The organism is Telluria beijingensis, assembly GCF_030770395.1.
Lineage (GTDB): Bacteria > Pseudomonadota > Gammaproteobacteria > Burkholderiales > Burkholderiaceae_D > Telluria > Telluria beijingensis.
Genome location: NZ_CP132480.1, coordinates 1,850,377 through 1,866,549 on the forward strand (window position 1 = coordinate 1,850,377; position 16,173 = coordinate 1,866,549).

General features: G+C 61.1%; 12 protein-coding genes. 11 read left to right on the top strand and 1 reads right to left on the bottom strand.

Annotated elements, in window-relative coordinates; genetic code table 11:
* Positions 1-15: 15 nt before the first annotated feature.
* Entirely contained in the window at positions 16-1,023 is a 1,008-nt protein-coding gene (locus tag Q9246_RS08215; protein WP_306396852.1) for an adenosine deaminase, read from the bottom strand.
* A gap of 617 nt (positions 1,024-1,640) precedes the next feature.
* Here Q9246_RS08215 and Q9246_RS08220 point away from each other — a divergent pair.
* The 11 genes from Q9246_RS08220 to lspA all read left to right on the top strand — a co-directional run bounded on the left by Q9246_RS08220 (position 1,641) and on the right by lspA (position 16,168).
* Positions 1,641-3,563, top strand: coding sequence for a PrkA family serine protein kinase (locus tag Q9246_RS08220; protein WP_306396853.1), 1,923 nt, complete (start codon positions 1,641-1,643; stop codon positions 3,561-3,563).
* Positions 3,564-3,780: 217 nt separating this feature from the next.
* Entirely contained in the window at positions 3,781-5,052 is a 1,272-nt protein-coding gene (locus Q9246_RS08225) for a YeaH/YhbH family protein (RefSeq protein WP_306396854.1), read from the top strand.
* A 36-nt stretch (positions 5,053-5,088) separates the two neighbouring features.
* Positions 5,089-6,615, top strand: a complete 1,527-nt coding sequence (locus Q9246_RS08230; protein ID WP_306396856.1) for a SpoVR family protein — start codon at positions 5,089-5,091, stop codon at positions 6,613-6,615.
* An 819-nt stretch (positions 6,616-7,434) separates the two neighbouring features.
* Positions 7,435-8,094 carry an energy transducer TonB gene (locus Q9246_RS08235; RefSeq protein ID WP_306396858.1) on the top strand — a complete coding sequence of 220 codons (660 nt, stop codon included), beginning with the start codon at positions 7,435-7,437 and terminating at the stop codon, positions 8,092-8,094.
* Positions 8,095-8,179: 85 nt separating this feature from the next.
* Positions 8,180-9,118 carry a MotA/TolQ/ExbB proton channel family protein gene (locus Q9246_RS08240; protein WP_306396860.1) on the top strand — a complete coding sequence of 313 codons (939 nt, stop codon included), beginning with the start codon at positions 8,180-8,182 and terminating at the stop codon, positions 9,116-9,118.
* Positions 9,119-9,121: 3 nt separating this feature from the next.
* Positions 9,122-9,538 (top strand): ExbD/TolR family protein, encoded by a 417-nt coding sequence (locus tag Q9246_RS08245; protein ID WP_306396862.1) that lies wholly within the window; start codon positions 9,122-9,124, stop codon positions 9,536-9,538.
* A 78-nt stretch (positions 9,539-9,616) separates the two neighbouring features.
* Complete coding sequence (locus Q9246_RS08250) at positions 9,617-10,054, top strand: ExbD/TolR family protein (RefSeq protein ID WP_306396865.1); 438 nt, start codon at positions 9,617-9,619, stop codon at positions 10,052-10,054.
* Between the two features lie 69 nt (positions 10,055-10,123).
* Positions 10,124-11,353 carry a tetratricopeptide repeat protein gene (locus Q9246_RS08255; protein ID WP_306396866.1) on the top strand — a complete coding sequence of 410 codons (1,230 nt, stop codon included), beginning with the start codon at positions 10,124-10,126 and terminating at the stop codon, positions 11,351-11,353.
* A gap of 261 nt (positions 11,354-11,614) precedes the next feature.
* Positions 11,615-12,586, top strand: coding sequence for a bifunctional riboflavin kinase/FAD synthetase (locus tag Q9246_RS08260; protein ID WP_306396868.1), 972 nt, complete (start codon positions 11,615-11,617; stop codon positions 12,584-12,586).
* A 100-nt stretch (positions 12,587-12,686) separates the two neighbouring features.
* Positions 12,687-15,572, top strand: coding sequence for an isoleucine--tRNA ligase (gene ileS / locus Q9246_RS08265; protein ID WP_306396870.1), 2,886 nt, complete (start codon positions 12,687-12,689; stop codon positions 15,570-15,572).
* A 65-nt stretch (positions 15,573-15,637) separates the two neighbouring features.
* Positions 15,638-16,168, top strand: a complete 531-nt coding sequence (gene lspA, locus Q9246_RS08270) for a signal peptidase II (RefSeq protein WP_306396871.1) — start codon at positions 15,638-15,640, stop codon at positions 16,166-16,168.
* Positions 16,169-16,173: the final 5 nt, after the last annotated feature.

Below are 16,173 nucleotides of genomic sequence, written 5' to 3' on the forward strand. Positions count from 1 at the left end.
CCTTTCAAGGATTGATCAAGCGTTGGCGAAGAAGTCGTCGACTTCGGCGAGGAAGGCGCGCTTGCGTTCCGGATCGACGAAGGCGGCCTGGAAGCTGTTGCGCGCCAGTTGCTGCGCGTGGCTGGCGTCGAGCGGCAGCGCGTCGAAGGCGGCAAAATAATTCTCGTTGACGTAGCCGCCGAAATAGGCCGGATCGTCCGAGTTGACGGTGACGGCCAGGTTCGCGTCGAGCAGCGTGCGCAGGTTGTGCGAGCCCATCACGTCGAACACGCGCAGCTTGATGTTCGACAGCGGGCACACGGTCAGGGCCATCTGTTCGCGCGCCAGGCGCTCGACCAGCGCCGGGCTTTCGAGGCTTCTCACGCCGTGGTCGATGCGTTCGACCTTGAGCACGTCGAGCGCGCTTTCGATATACGCGGGCGGGCCCTCCTCGCCCGCATGCGCCACCAGGCGCAGGCCGAGGCCGCGGGCGCGTTCGAACACGCGCGCGAATTTTTCGGGCGGGTGGCCCACCTCGGACGAATCGAGGCCGACGCCGATGAATTTGTCGCGATAAGGGAGTGACTGCTCCAGCGTGTCGATCGCCTCATCTTCGGACAGGTGGCGCAGGAAGCACATGATCAGGCTGGCGCTGAGCGGCGCATCCTGGCAGGCGCGGTGGATGCCATTGATGACGGTCGCGAACGGCACGCCGCGCGCGGTATGGGTTTGCGGATCGAAGAAGATCTCGGCGTGGCGGACGTTGTCGGCATGCGCGCGCGCGAGATAGGCCGCGGTCATGTCGTAGAAGTCTTGTTCCGTCAACAGCACGCTGGCGCCGGCGTAATAAATGTCGAGGAAGGATTGGAGATCGCTGAAAGCGTAGGCCTCACGCAACGCTTCGACCGAGCTATAGGCCAAATTGACGCCGTTTCTTTGCGCAAGCTCAAAAATCAGTTCCGGTTCGAGCGAGCCCTCGATGTGGATGTGCAGTTCTGCCTTGGGCATGTTCTGCAGCAGGTTGCGCAGGCGTTCGTCGAGCATGGTTTTCTCCAACAGGTACATCAGTAAATATTCAATGGTACAGACAGTTCGGCACGCTCGAGCGCGGCCGACCGACAAGTGTAACGCATGCGCGCGCACCGCCTGCGCCCAGGCGAAAACAGGCTGATTCATCTTTACGACAGGCACGATTCGCGTGCGCCGTGTGTTGAGCAGTTCGTGCACTATCGGCGCACAAGGGAAGAAAATGGAGGTGCCGCCGGCACGTCGTTCTTCCCGTTCAAACCGGCCTCGACGCCGTGTTCCGGCCCCACCTTTGCAGGGCCGCCGCGACGCCTGCGAAAACCGACTTTCTATAGTTGAATCAGGCACTTGTTACCGTCCCAATAGCCCGCACGACACTGCTTTGACTTCGGAAACTAATAGGCACATAATAAATTTCATAAACGCAAAAAAGACGTTCTCCATCTGCGAAGAAAACCGGTTACCGCCGGTCGACAACAAGCAATCGCACGTGACATCTTCAAACGGCGCCGGCCATCCCGGCGCGGCACGTGACGACCGAACAAGGAGCGCGCGACAAAGATACCGGGGCCCCGGGCAGCGTGGCACCAGCTGCCGTGACAGTGATTCGTTGTTGGCACATTAAAGGAACTTCAATGAGCATCTTTGAAAACTACGCGGCCCGCTATGAGCGCACCCGGGAAGAAGAATTCTCGCTGGGCGAATATCTTCAACTGTGTAAGAAAGACCCGCTGACCTATGCCAGCGCGCCGGAACGCATGCTGGCCGCGATCGGCGAGCCGACCCTGGTCGATACCCGCCTCGATCCGCGCCTGTCGCGCATCTTCGCCAACAAGGTGATCAAGATCTATCCGGCCTTCCGCGAGTTCTACGGCATGGAAGAAGTGATCGAGCAGGTGGTCTCCTACTTCCGCCACGCGGCGCAGGGGCTCGAAGAACGCAAGCAGATCCTGTATTTGCTCGGCCCCGTCGGCGGCGGCAAATCGTCGATCGCCGAGAAGCTCAAGAGCCTGATGGAGCTCGTGCCCTTTTATGCGATCAAGGGCTCGCCGGTCAACGAATCGCCGCTCGGCCTGTTCAGCGAAGAAGAAGACGGCACCATCCTCGAAGAAGACTACGGCATCCCGCGCCGCTACCTGCGCGCGATCCCGAGTCCGTGGGCCGTCAAGCGCCTGCACGAATATGGCGGCGACATCAACAAGTTCCGCGTCGTCAAGCGCTATCCGTCGATCCTCAAGCAGATCGCGATTTCCAAGACCGAGCCGGGCGACGAAAACAACCAGGACATCTCTTCGCTGGTCGGCAAGGTCGACATCCGCAAGCTCGAAGATTTTCCACAAGACGATCCGGACGCCTACAGCTATTCCGGCGGCCTGTGCCTGGCCAACCAGGGCCTGATGGAATTCGTCGAGATGTTCAAGGCGCCGATCAAGGTGCTGCATCCTCTGCTGACCGCCACGCAAGAGGGCAACTACAAGGGCACCGAGGGTTTCGGCGCCATTCCCTTCGACGGCATCGTGCTGGCCCACTCGAACGAATCCGAATGGAAGACCTTCAGAAACAACCGCAATAACGAGGCTTTCCTCGACCGCATCTATATCGTCAAGGTGCCGTATTGCCTGCGCGTGTCCGACGAAATCAAAATCTACGACAAGCTGCTGCGCAATTCCTCGCTCGATACGGCGCCGTGCGCGCCCGGCACCCTGCGCATGATGTCGCAGTTCGCGATCCTGTCGCGCCTGAAGGATCCCGAGAATTCGAGCATCTTCTCCAAGATGCTGGTCTACGATGGAGAGAACCTCAAGGACACCGATCCCAAGGCCAAGTCGCTGCATGAATACGTCGACTATGCGGGCGTGGACGAAGGCATGAACGGCCTGTCGACCCGCTTCGCCTTCAAGATCCTGTCCAAGGTCTTCAACTTCGACAATACCGAAGTGGCGGCCAATCCGGTGCACCTGCTGTATGTACTCGAGCAGCAGATCGAGCGCGAGCAGTTCCCGCCAGAGACGGAGCAGCGCTATCTCTCCTATATCAAGGAGCACCTGGCGCAGCGCTATGTCGATTTCATCGGCAAGGAGATCCAGACGGCTTACCTGGAGAGCTATTCCGAGTATGGCCAGAACATCTTCGACCGCTACGTGACCTTCGCCGACTTCTGGATCCAGGACCAGGAATTCCGCGATCCCGATACCGGCGAAAGCTTCGATCGCGAATCGCTGAACGCCGAGCTGGAAAAAATCGAAAAGCCGGCCGGGATCTCGAATCCGAAGGATTTCCGCAACGAGATCGTCAATTTCAGCCTCAGGGCGCGCGCCACCAATGCCGGCAAGAATCCGGCCTGGACCAGTTACGAGAAGTTCCGCAGCGTGATCGAGAAGAAGATGTTCTCGAATACCGAGGAATTGTTGCCGGTGATTTCCTTCAATGCAAAAGCGAGCGCCGAGGATGCGAACAAGCATGCCGACTTCGTGGCCCGCATGGTAGAGAAGGGATACACACCAAAGCAGGTGCGGTTGTTGTGCGAATGGTATCTGCGCGTGCGTAAGTCGTCGTAACGGGCTGAAGGCGTCGGGTGGACGGGAAACCCGTCTACCCGACGCGTTGCCGGTTGGCCGCAGGCCGCCACCGGCAATCGGCAACAATACGCGTGCGTCGCACGCTCGTTCGCGCAGCGTATTAAGATAGAGGTGCCGTCGCTTGCGACGGCGCCAGAGCGCGAGCGGTAGATCTTGTGCCGACAGTTCCGCGCTTACACTAAGCAGGAGGCCTGTTTTGACTTACCTCATCGACCGTCGCTTGCAGGGCAAGAACAAGTCAGCGGTCAACCGCGAACGCTTCCTGCGCCGCTACAAGGCGCAGATCAAGGACGCGGTCGGCCGCGCGATCAAGGGCCGTTCGATCACCGATATCGAGAACGGCGAAAAGGTCACCATTCCCGTCAAGGACGTGAATGAACCGCATTTCGGCCACGCCCACGGCGGCGTGTACGAAACCGTCAACCCCGGCAATACGGAATATCAAAAGGGCGACCAGTTCAACCGCCCGCGCGGCGGCGCCGGCGGCGCCGGGCGCGGGCGCGCCGGCAATAGCGAACAGACCGTCGAAGACGATTTCATCTTCGAGCTGTCGCGCGAAGAATTCATGAATTACTTCTTCGAGGATCTCGAGCTGCCGAACATGGTCAAGACGCAGCTGACCCAGACCATCGAATACAAGAACCAGCGCGCCGGCTACAACGTCTCCGGCACGCCCTCCAATATCCACGTGCTGCGTTCCCTGCGCGGTGCATTGGGGCGCCGCATTGCCATCGGCGGCCCCGCGCGACGCGAATTGGCGGATGCCGAAGAAGCGCTGCAGGCGCTGCTCGACCAGGGCGCACCGTCGGACGACGAGCAGGTGATCGTACTGAAAGACCGCATCCACCACCTGCACATCCGTCTCAACGCCATTCCATTCATCGATCCCTTCGACTTGCGTTACGCTAACCGGATCAAGGTGCCCAAGCCCAGCACGCAAGCCGTGATGTTCTGCATCATGGACGTGTCGGGCTCGATGGACGAGACGCGCAAGGACACGGCCAAGCGTTTCTTCATCCTGCTCTATCTGTTCCTCAAGCGGGTCTACGAAAAAATCGACGTCGTCTTCATCCGCCACCACACGGCGGCGGCCGAGGTCGACGAGAACGAGTTCTTCCATTCGCGCGAGTCGGGCGGCACCGTCGTCTCGTCCGCCCTGCACCTGCTGCAGAAAGTGCTCGCCGAGCGCTACGGCAGCGCCGACTGGAACGCCTATGTGGCGCAAGCCTCGGACGGAGACAACTGGGACAACGATTCGGTGCTGTGCAAGCAGATCCTCACCAGCGCGATCATGCCGCGCGTGCAGTATTACACCTATGTCGAGATCACCGACGGCCCGCCGCAGAACCTGTGGGAACAATACTGCGACGTCGCCGCCCAGCACCGCAATTTCGCGATGCAAAAGATCGTGACCCCGGCCGATATCTACCCGGTATTCCGGGAACTGTTCAAGAAGCAGGCGAAATAGCCTGACGAACAGCCAAAGTCCATAGCGAGGCGCCCCATGCCAAGAGATCCGAACAATCCGCGCGCCCTGCCCGAACAGTCGGAGTGGACCTTCGACCTGATCGAGCAGGCGCACGAAGAAATCAAGCGGGTGGCCAAGCGCTACGGCCTGGACACCTATCCGAACCAGCTCGAGATCATTACTGCAGAGCAAATGATGGATGCCTATACCTCGGTAGGCATGCCGGTGTCTTATAACCACTGGTCGTTCGGCAAGCACTTCCTGAGCACGGAGAAAAGCTACCGCCGCGGCCAGATGGGCCTGGCCTACGAGATCGTCATCAATTCGAATCCCTGCATCGCCTACCTGATGGAAGAGAACAGCCTGACGATGCAGGCGCTGGTGATCGCCCACGCCGCCTACGGCCACAACTCTTTCTTCAAGGGCAATTACCTGTTCCGCAGCTGGACCGATGCCGACGCCATCGTCGACTATATGGTGTTTGCCAAGAACTATATCGCTGAGTGCGAACAGCGCTATGGCATCGACGCCGTCGAAGAGCTGCTCGACTCTTGCCACGCGCTGCAGAACTATGGGGTCGACCGCTATAAGCGGCCGGCCAAGCTGTCGGTGGCGCAAGAAGCGGCCCGCACCAAGGAGCGAGAGGAATACGCCCAGTCGCAGGTCAACGCCATCTGGCGCACCCTGCCCCAGCGCGAAGAACAGGTGGCGCCGGATGCGCCCACCCACCGCTTCCCGCCCGAGCCCGAGGAAAACCTGCTGTATTTCATCGAGAAATACGCGCCGCTCCTCGAACCCTGGCAGCGCGAACTGGTGCGCATCACGCGCAAGATTTCGCAATACTTCTATCCGCAGCGCCAGACCCAGGTGATGAACGAAGGCTGGGCCACGTTCTGGCACTACACGATCCTGCAAGACCTGTATAAGGAAGGGATCGTCGGCGACGGCTTCATGCTCGAGTTTCTGCAGAGCCATACGAACGTCGTCTACCAGCCGCCCGCCAACAGCCCGTACTACAGCGGGATCAATCCGTATGCGCTCGGTTTCGCGATGATGACCGATATCCGCCGCATCTGCGAAGAGCCGACCGACGAAGACCGGGCCTGGTTCCCGGACATCGCCGGCAGCGACTGGCTCAAGACGCTCGACTTTGCGATGCGCAATTTCAAGGACGAGAGCTTCATCGCCCAGTACCTGTCGCCCAAGCTGATCCGCGACTTCCACTTTTTCGCCGTGCTGGACGACGACCGCAGCGACAAGCTGACGATCTCGGCCATCCACGACGAGGCCGGCTACCGCTATGTGCGCCACAAGCTGGCCGAGCAGTACAACCTGGGCAGCCGCGAGCCCAATATCCAGGTCTGGCAAGTCAATACGCGCGACGACCGGGCCCTGACCCTGCGCCACACGCAATACAACCGCCGTCCGCTCAACGGCCAGGCGCAGGAAGTCCTCAAGCACGTGGCGCGGCTATGGGGCTTCGACGTGCGGCTCGAGACGGCCGACCCGGCCGGCCACGTGGTCAGCTTCATCGAGTGCCGGCGCGAGAAGCGCGGGCGCTGAACGCCATCTGCGCCTGCGCCTGACCGCGAGCAGGCATCGTGTCCGTGGGGTGGACGGCATAGCCGACTCGGCGTCCCCTTCCGCCCTACCCGACCGTCTCCCTCCCTCATATGCGCGCGCCAGGCACCCCGCCTTGCCTATGCATGTTCAATTAAACCGCTCCCCTATCGCCAACATACAGATTTCATGGTATGTTCCCGACATCACATGTTAGCGCTGTCACAACCAAGTCATGGCAATGTGCTGGTGTAGGCTCTAGCAATCGCAAGTAATATAGTTTGTCGCGCAGGGTGTGGAGCCGCGCAGCATCCGCTCCTGTCCAGATGAAGTAGTTATATAGCGCACGGTTGACTCATCTCAAGCGCTATAACGGGTATCACTTTTATCTATACCTTGTGTGCGCCTGAGGCAGCTACCAAGGCCCTGCGGCGCCAACGGGCAAAAGATAGAAAACGGCTATTGTTTGCAAAAAGGCCAGTGGTCAGTAGTAGGAAATTTGCCAGCCAGTCGATTTAGCATCATAAATTTGGCAAAACCGGCGTAGTCACTGATCTTCCACGCACAAGGAGAATCGCTACACAAAACTACAAATTTTCCGGCCTTCCGGACCCCGCAAAACGACCTCGCCATGCTTGTATAGATGAGCTTGTTTGCCTGCATTTACAGGTAGTTAGCGCACCTTTCGCCGCCGTAAAAATGTATGTGCAAAAAAGAATTCGTAGGTATAATTCTTCGATGTCCCGGATGCGGCTCTAGGCTTTTGTCGTGTTTAGTGGGTTTGGTAGCAACAAAAAAGAGTTGGTATTGGAGAAATATGGCATGAATTTTTCGAATGAGAAGCAACCCGGGAAGAATCTCACAGGATTCATCGTTGTCCTCGTCCTTCACGTCCTCGTGGGATGGGCACTCGTTGCTGGCCTGGGAACCCGGATCGTCAGCAAGGTGACCGAAGCTGTGGAAACCAAGCTGATCGAAGAGGTGGCGCCGCCGCCGCCGCCGGAAACCCCGCCGCCGCCGCCGCCGCCAGAAATGAAAGCGCCGCCGCCGCCGTTCATCCCGCCGGTCGAAGTGCAAGTGCAGCAACCGCCGCCACCGCAAAACACGATCGCCGTCGCGACCCAGACGCCGCCACCGACCACCTCGCTGGCTCCGCCGGCACCGCCAGCTCCTCCGGCCCCGCCGGCGCCGGCACGTGGTCCTAGCCGCACCGAGGCAGTCGCTGACTTTAATACTTGCGCACGTCCGGAATATCCGCGTTCGTCGCAGCGCAATGAAGAAACCGGTACCACGACCCTGCAGTTCCTGATCGGTGTCGATGGTCGGGTGATGGAAGCCAAGCTGGCGAAGTCGAGTGGCTTCCGTGACTTGGACCGGGCCGCGCAATCGGCTCTGAGCAAATGCCGATTCAAGCCCGCCATGATCGATGGCAAGCCGGAACAGGCGTGGACAGCGGTGCAGTACGTCTGGACGCTGGAATAAAACCGAGGCAGATCACCGTCTCAAACTTTGATTGTCGTTGTCATTAAGTTCAGCGAACTGTCTATTTAATATCTTTGGAGGAAGCATGTTTAAGAATACCCGTTTGTCCGCTTTCCTGGCGGCTGTCCTGTTGTCGGTAACTGCAGCATCGGCTCTGGTGTCGGCACCGGCCTTCGCTCAAGAAACCCCGGCAACCGACGCAGCTGCGCCAGCAGCGACCGACGCAGCTGCACCAGCTGTTGATCCAGCTGCTGCTCCTGCAGACGCTGCTGCTCCGGCAGACGCTGGCGCGCCAGCCGCTGCTCCAGGCGGCGAGCAGACCGAAGAAGTCTACAACCCGTACGGCCTGCAAGCGATGTGGGAACACGGCGACTTCGTCAACAAAGGCACCCTGATCATCCTGTCGCTGATGTCGATCGGTTCGTGGTACATCATCATCACCAAGCTGATCGACCAGCAGAAGATCATGAAGCAGTCGAAAGACATGCAAGCCAAGTTCTGGAAAGCACCGTCGATCGCTGCTGGTTCGGCTCAGCTGAAAGAAGGCTCGCCATTCCGCTTCATCGCTGAAACCGGCACCAAGGCAACCCAGCACCACGACGGCGCCCTGCTCGAGCAGATCGACCTGTCGACCTGGGTCACCATGCAGATCCAGCGCGCAGTGGACCGCGTCCAGTCGCGTCTGCAAGACGGCCTGTCGTTCCTGGCAACCGTCGGTTCGACCTCGCCGTTCATCGGTCTGTTCGGTACCGTCTGGGGCATCTACAACGCACTGACCGCCATCGGCATGTCGGGTAACGCATCGATCGACAAGGTCGCAGGTCCAGTCGGTGAAGCACTGATCATGACCGCCTTCGGTCTGTTCGTTGCAGTTCCTGCCGTTCTGGGTTACAACTGGCTGGTCCGTCGTAACAAGACCGTCCTGGAAGACATCCGTTCGTTCTCGGCCGACGTTCACTCGGTCCTGATCTCGGGCGCCATGTCGACCTCGAACGCCGCTGCCAGCGCTAAAAAGATTGGATAAACTATGTCGATGAGTGTCGGTTCCGATTCCGGCGAAGATGCACTGAATTCAGAGATCAACACGACGCCACTCGTTGACATCATGTTGGTTCTTCTGATCATCTTCCTGATCACGAGCCCGGTGGTTCTGAATCTGCAGAAAGTTACCCTGCCTGAAGAAGAGAACCAGGTCACCCTGTCCAAACCGGAAGACGTGAATATCACCGTCAATAAAGACGGCGAAATGTACTACAACCAGACTCACCTCGCGAATACGGACGAGCTGTTCAAGTTCCTCGCGGAGCAGTCGGTGAAGGTGCCGCAACCGGCGGTGAAAGTTCGTGGCGACCAGGAAACCCGCTACGAAGCGATCGGCCGCGTGATCTACACGGCACAACGTGCTGGTGTGCAGAAGGTTGGTTTCGTTATCCAGCCAGAATAAGCTGGTAATTGAACGCGGCGCCGGGCTGTCGAGCCGGGCGCCGCCACCTTCTCCCCAACATTTGATAAGGACACACCCATGAGTATGAACGTAGGTGGAGGCGGCTCCGCAGCAGCAGCCGATCCGGAACCGATGATGGAAATGAACATGACGCCGTTGATCGACGTCCTGCTCGTTCTCATCATCATGCTGATTATCACGATTCCGAAGCAAGACCACTCCGTCAACCTGAACATGCCAGTCGGCAATCCACCGCCGATGACCGATGTCAAGCCGGTCGTGATCACGATCGACGTCGACTTCGACGGCACCATCCTCTGGGATGGCGAAGTGATCCCGGATCGCGCCAGCCTGGAAGCAAAGATGAACGCCGTTGCAGCGATGGCCGACCAGCCTGAAGTGCACCTGCGTCCGAATAAGCTGGTAGAGTACAAGGTTGTTGCCGGTGTCATGGCATCTGCCCAGCGTCTCGGCGTCACCAAAATCGGCATGGTCGGTAACGAGCAGTTCCAGTAATCGTTCCATGTTTGACCAACACGGCAGGGCTATCCCTGCCGTGTCCATTTTGAAATAAGGATTTTTCAGATGATCAAGTTCCGTCTCGCTCACCTCAGCCTTGCAATGGCCGCTCTGGGCTTTACCGCGCTCACCCCGGTAATCGGCCTGTCTTCCGCCGTCGCGCAGGAAGCCATGCGCGCGGAGATTGGCAAACCGCTGCAGCAAGCCCAGGCCCAGATGAAACAGGGCAAGCACAAGGAAGCACTGGCCACCCTGCGCGGACTGGACAAGGTGGGCAACAAGACCGCCAATGAAAGCTACCTGATCGAGCGCGTGCGCGCCGGGGCAGCCTCTTCGGCCGGCGATTACGATACCGCCGCCAAATCCTTCGAAGCCCTGCTCAATTCGGGCAAGCTGAGCGCCAACGAGCGTTCGCAATTCGCCGAAGGCCTGGTGGGCATCTATATGCGTGCAGGCGACCTGAACAAGGCCAACGCCACCATCCAGAACCTGCTCAAGCAGAAGGATGATCCAAAACTGCGCGCCTACCTGCTGCAGAACTATTACAAGCAAGGCAACACCGCCGCCCTCGAGCAGGAACTGCGCACCATCGAGAAAAGCGGCCGCCTGAGCGAAGACCAACTGGGCATGCTGGCCAATATCCAGCTGAAAAAGAACGATACCGCCGGCTACGTGCGCACCATCGAGAAGCTGGCCGCCAGCTATCCGAAGGCGCAGTACTGGACCGACCTGCTGAACCGCGTGCAGCGCCAGCCGGGCTACGCCAGCCGCCTGAACGTCGACGTCTATCGCCTGAAACTGGCCAACAACCTGCTCAAGAAGCCGAGCGAGTACATGGAAATGGCCCAGCTGGTGCTGCAGGCGAAAGCCCCGGCCGAAGCGATCAAGATCATCGACAAGGGCTACAAGGCCGGCGCCCTCGGCACCGGCACCGACGCCGCGCGTCACCAGCGTCTGAAGGAACTGGCCGAGAAGAACCTGGCGGAGCAGAACAAGAACTTCGCCACGCTGGAAGCCGAGCACACCTCGGTCAAGGACAACGACTCGCTGGTGGGCCTGGGTTACGCACTGGTGCAGGCTGGCCAGGCCGACAAGGGCCTGAAAATGATGGAAACCGCCATCAAGGCCGGCGGCCTGAAGAACGCCGACGAAGCCAAGCTGCGCCTGGGCGAAGCCTACGCCGCCGCCGGCAAGAAGCAGCAAGCCATCGCCACGCTCAAGACCGTGGGCGGCAAGGACGGCACCGCCGAACTGGCCCGCTACTGGATCCTGGCGATCAACAATCCGCTGTCCTGATCTTCACAGCCCCGCGCAAGCGGAGCCACTATGTCGTCCCCGCGCAGGCGGGGACCCAGGTTTCTCAACATTGCTACTTTCGTCAAACGAAGGTGGTGTGCGTGAAACCTTGGGTCCCCGCCTTCGCGGGGACGACGTTTTTGAGCTAGCACAACTATCCCACGCCCATGTCCACATCGGGGTTGCCGTGCAGTTACCGTATATAATCAGGGTTTTGGCGCCGTTCCAACGTAGCGCGGCGCTTAACCGGACCCAGATTTGATGAAGGTATTTCGCGGACTTCCCAACGACAGGGCGCGCGCGCCCTGCGCGCTCACGATCGGCAATTTCGACGGCGTCCATCGCGGCCACCAGGCCCTGCTGGCGCACGTGCGCAGCGCCGCCGCGGCGCTCGGCCTGGAAGCGGCCGTGATGACCTTCGAGCCCCATCCACGCGAATACTTCGCCCGCAAGTCCGGCGACCTGTCCCGGGCCCCGGCCCGCATCGCCAACCTGCGCGACAAGCTCGAGGATCTCGACCAGGCCGGCATCGACCGCGTCATCGTCGAGCATTTCAACGAACAGTTCGCCGCCATGTCGCCGCGCGATTTCATCGAACGCGTGCTGGTCGACGGCCTGCACGTCAGGTGGCTGATGGTCGGCGACGATTTCCGCTTCGGCGCGCGGCGCCAGGGCGATATCGCGATGCTGATCGAGGCCGGCCGCGAATTCGGTTTCGAGGTCCACACGCTGGACGCCGTCATGCTGGGCGACCAGCGCATCTCGTCCTCGGCCGTGCGCGCCGCCCTGCAGGAAGGCGATTTCGACCGTACCCGCGAACTGCTCGGCCATCCGTATGCGATGTCGGGCCACGTGATCCACGGCCAGAAACTGGGCCGCACCCTCGGCTTTCCCACCATGAACCTGCGCGTGGCGCACCGCCCCGCCCTGTCCGGCATCTTCGTCGTGCAGGTGCATGGCCTGGCGGATGAACCGCTGCCGGCCGTGGCCAGCCTGGGCGTGCGTCCGACCGTGGAAGATGCCGGCCGCATGCTGCTCGAGGTGCATGTATTCGACTATGCCCGGCAATGCTACGGCCAGTTGGTGCGCGTGGAATTCCTGGCCAAGCTGCGCGACGAAGAGAAATACGACGACCTGGCCACGCTCACCGCCGCGATCGACAATGACGCGGCCCAGGCGCGCGCCTTCTTCGCCCACCGCCATGGCGCGCTGACGGCGACCGACCGAATTTGAGCGCGCTTTCCGGCTGTCACGTCGATGCCGGGGAGCGCCTCACCCAGATCCCGCCGCGGCGCCCTGCGCCGTGCACCAGAACACTTACCAGAAGAAGCTTATGTCCGATACCAAACAGAATAGCGCGCCCAAAGGCGGCAAGAAGCCTGAGAGCAAATACCCGGTCAATATGACCGACACCCCATTCCCGATGCGGGGCGACCTCGCCAAGCGCGAGCCGGGCTGGGTCAAGCAATGGCAAGATAAAAAGATCTACGAGCGCGTGCGCAAGGCCGCCGCCGGCCGCCCGACATTCATCCTGCACGACGGTCCGCCGTATGCCAACGGCGACATCCACCTGGGCCATGCCGTCAACAAGATCCTCAAGGATATGGTCATCAAGTCGCGCACGATCGCCGGCTTCGACGCGCCGTATGTGCCGGGCTGGGATTGCCACGGCATGCCGATCGAGATCCAGATCGAAAAACTGTATGGCAAGAACCTGCCGACCGCCGAAGTGCTGCAAAAGGCGCGCGCCTATGCGCTCGAGCAGATCGACCGCCAGCGCGCCGGCTTCATCCGCCTGGGCGTACTGGGCGAGTGGGACAACCCGTACATGACCATGGCCTACAGTAACGAGGCAGACGAGTTGCGCGCACTCGGCACCTTGCTCGAGAAAGGCTATGTCTATCGCGGCCTGAAGCCCGTGAACTGGTGCTTCGACTGCGGTTCGGCGCTGGCCGAGGCCGAAGTCGAGTACCAGGACAAACGCGACCCGGCAATCGACGTCGGCTTCGCCTTCCACGAGCAGGACAGGATCGCCGCCGCCTTCGGCCTGGCCAAGCTGCCGGTCGACAAGGGCTTCATCGTGATCTGGACCACGACTCCGTGGACCATCCCGTCGAACCAGGCCCTGAACGTGGGCCCGGAAGTCGGCTATTCGCTGGTGCAGGTCGAGCGCGACGGCCAGCCGCAGCTCTTGATCCTGGGTTCGGAACTGGTGGAGTCGGTGCTGGCCCGCTACAAGCTCGAAGGCACGACGATCGCCACCACCACGGGCGACAAGCTGGAGGGCATCCGCTTCAAGCACCCGCTGCATGCGCAGGACGCATTCTACGACCGCCTGTCGCCGGTCTACCTGGCCGACTACGTGACCGTCGATAGCGGTACCGGCGTGGTCCACTCGGCCCCGGCCTATGGCCTGGAAGACTTCCAGTCGTGCAAGGCGCACGGCATGAAGGACGACGAGATCCTCAAACCCGTAATGGGCGACGGCCGCTTCGCCTCGACCCTGCCGCTGTTTGGCGGCATGACGATCTGGGAAGCGAGCAAGCCGATCTGCGCGGCGCTGACCGAGGCTGGCGCCCTGTTCGAACTCAAGATGTTCGACCACAGCTATATGCACTGCTGGAGGCATAAAACGCCGATCGTCTACCGCGCCACCAGCCAGTGGTTCGCCGGCATGGATGTCAATCCAAAGGATGGCGGCCCTACCCTGCGCCAGACCGCGCTGGCCGGCATCGAGAAGACGCAGTTCTTCCCTGACTGGGGCCAGGCGCGCCTGCACGGCATGATCGAGAACCGTCCGGACTGGACCCTGTCGCGCCAGCGCCAGTGGGGCGTGCCGATGGCCTTCTTCATCCACAAGGAGACCGGCGAGCTGCACCCACGCACCCCGGAACTGCTGGAACAGGTAGCGAAACTGATCGAAGCGGGCGGCATCGACGCCTGGCACAACCTCGACCCGGCCACCCTGCTGGGCGAGGACGCCGCCACCTATGAAAAGAACAAGGACACGCTGGACGTCTGGTTCGATTCGGGCAGCACCCACCAGACCGTGCTGCGCGGCTCGCACAAGGAGCAGTCCAGCTTCCCGGCCGACCTGTACCTGGAAGGCTCGGACCAGCACCGCGGCTGGTTCCACTCGTCGCTCCTGACCTCGTCGATGCTCAACGGGACCCCGCCCTACAAGGCGCTGCTGACCCACGGCTTCACGGTCGACGAGAACGGCAAGAAGATGTCGAAATCGCTTGGTAATACCATGGCGCCGCAGAAGATTTCGGATACGCTCGGCGCCGACATCCTGCGCCTGTGGGTGGCCTCGACCGACTACACGGGCGAGCTGTCGATCGGCGAAGAGATCCTGAAACGCGTGACCGAATCGTACCGCCGCATCCGCAACACGCTGCGCTTCCTGCTGGCGAACACCTCGGACTTCGATCCGGCGCAGCACGCAGTGCCGATGGCCGAGCTGCTGGAGATCGACCGCTATGCGATCGCCTCGATGGCGCAATTGCAGGCCGACGTCGCGGCGCACTTCGAGCGCTACGAGTTCCACCCGGTCGTCTCTCGCCTGCAGAACTACTGCTCTGAAGACCTGGGTGGCTTCTACCTCGACATCCTGAAGGACCGCCTGTACACCACCGGCGTCGGCTCGCACGCGCGCCGCTCGGCCCAGACCGCGCTGTGGCACATCGCCCACTCGCTGCTGCGCGTGATGGCGCCGATCCTGTCGTTCACCGCCGAAGAGGCGTGGGAGAAGTTCGCGGGCAGCCAGGCCTTTGCCGACAGCGACGAGACCATCTTCACCCAGACGCTGTGGAGCTTCCCCGCGCTCGAAGACGGTGACGCCTTGCTGGCCAAGTATGCGCTGCTGCGCCAGGTGCGTAACGACGTCACCAAGCAGCTGGAAGAAGTGCGCGCCTCCGGCGCCATCGGCTCCTCGCTGCAGGCGGAACTGGCGATCAAGGCCTCGGGCGACAAGTACCGCGCGCTGGCCAGCCTGGACGATGACCTCAAGTTCGTCTTCATCACCTCGCAGGCGACGGTCGCCGAAGTCGCCGGCGAAGCCGAAGAAAGCGTGACCGTCGAACCGTCGACTGCCGAGAAGTGCGAGCGCTGCTGGCACTACCGCCGCGACGTCGGCCACGACCACGCGCATCCGACGCTGTGCGGCCGCTGTACCAGCAACCTGTTCGGCGCCGGCGAGCAGCGCCGTTTCGCCTGATCCCTCCGGGGCTTTCCGCCATGCCGTCCATCCGGGCGGCATGGCGCGTACCGACATCACACACCATGGCAACCAAAAAGAAACCCATCGCATCCGGTCCCAAACTCGTCACCCGCAGCAGCGGCGCCAGCCTGTTCCCCTGGATCGGCCTGTCCCTGATTATCGTGCTGCTCGACCAGGTCACCAAGCTCACCGTCGAACGCACCTTCGCCTATGCCGAGACGGTGCCGGTCACGAGCTTCTTCAACCTGATCAAGGTATACAACCCGGGTGCGGCGTTCAGCTTCCTGGGCGATGCCAGCGGCTGGCAGCGCTGGCTGTTCCTGGGAATCGCGATCGGCGCCGTGGTGTTCTGCATCTACATGATGTCCAAGAACGCGAGCCAGCGCCTGTTCTGCTTCGCCCTGGCGCTGATCATGGCCGGCGCGATCGGCAACGGCATCGACCGCGTCGTGCACGGGCACGTGATCGACTTCCTCGATTTCTACTGGACCGGCATCGGCCACTTCCCGGCCTTTAATATCGCCGACATCGGCATCTCGGTGGGCGCCGTGCTGTTCGTGCTCGACGAACTGCGGCGCGTCAATAAGTCTTAACCGCG

Bases quoted from the DNA above. Each gene is read 5' to 3' on its own strand.
- Q9246_RS08245 (WP_306396862.1), top strand. From the start codon at position 9,122: ATGTCGATGAGTGTCGGTTCCGATTCCGGCGAAGATGCACTGAATTCA.
- Q9246_RS08230 (WP_306396856.1), top strand. From the start codon at position 5,089: ATGCCAAGAGATCCGAACAATCCGCGCGCCCTGCCCGAACAGTCGGAG.
- Q9246_RS08260 (WP_306396868.1), top strand. From the start codon at position 11,615: ATGAAGGTATTTCGCGGACTTCCCAACGACAGGGCGCGCGCGCCCTGC.
- Q9246_RS08215 (WP_306396852.1), bottom strand. From the start codon at position 1,023: ATGCTCGACGAACGCCTGCGCAACCTGCTGCAGAACATGCCCAAGGCA.
- Q9246_RS08220 (WP_306396853.1), top strand. From the start codon at position 1,641: ATGAGCATCTTTGAAAACTACGCGGCCCGCTATGAGCGCACCCGGGAA.
- Q9246_RS08235 (WP_306396858.1), top strand. From the start codon at position 7,435: ATGAATTTTTCGAATGAGAAGCAACCCGGGAAGAATCTCACAGGATTC.
- Q9246_RS08255 (WP_306396866.1), top strand. From the start codon at position 10,124: ATGATCAAGTTCCGTCTCGCTCACCTCAGCCTTGCAATGGCCGCTCTG.
- Q9246_RS08240 (WP_306396860.1), top strand. From the start codon at position 8,180: ATGTTTAAGAATACCCGTTTGTCCGCTTTCCTGGCGGCTGTCCTGTTG.
- ileS (WP_306396870.1), top strand. From the start codon at position 12,687: ATGTCCGATACCAAACAGAATAGCGCGCCCAAAGGCGGCAAGAAGCCT.
- lspA (WP_306396871.1), top strand. From the start codon at position 15,638: ATGGCAACCAAAAAGAAACCCATCGCATCCGGTCCCAAACTCGTCACC.
- Q9246_RS08250 (WP_306396865.1), top strand. From the start codon at position 9,617: ATGAGTATGAACGTAGGTGGAGGCGGCTCCGCAGCAGCAGCCGATCCG.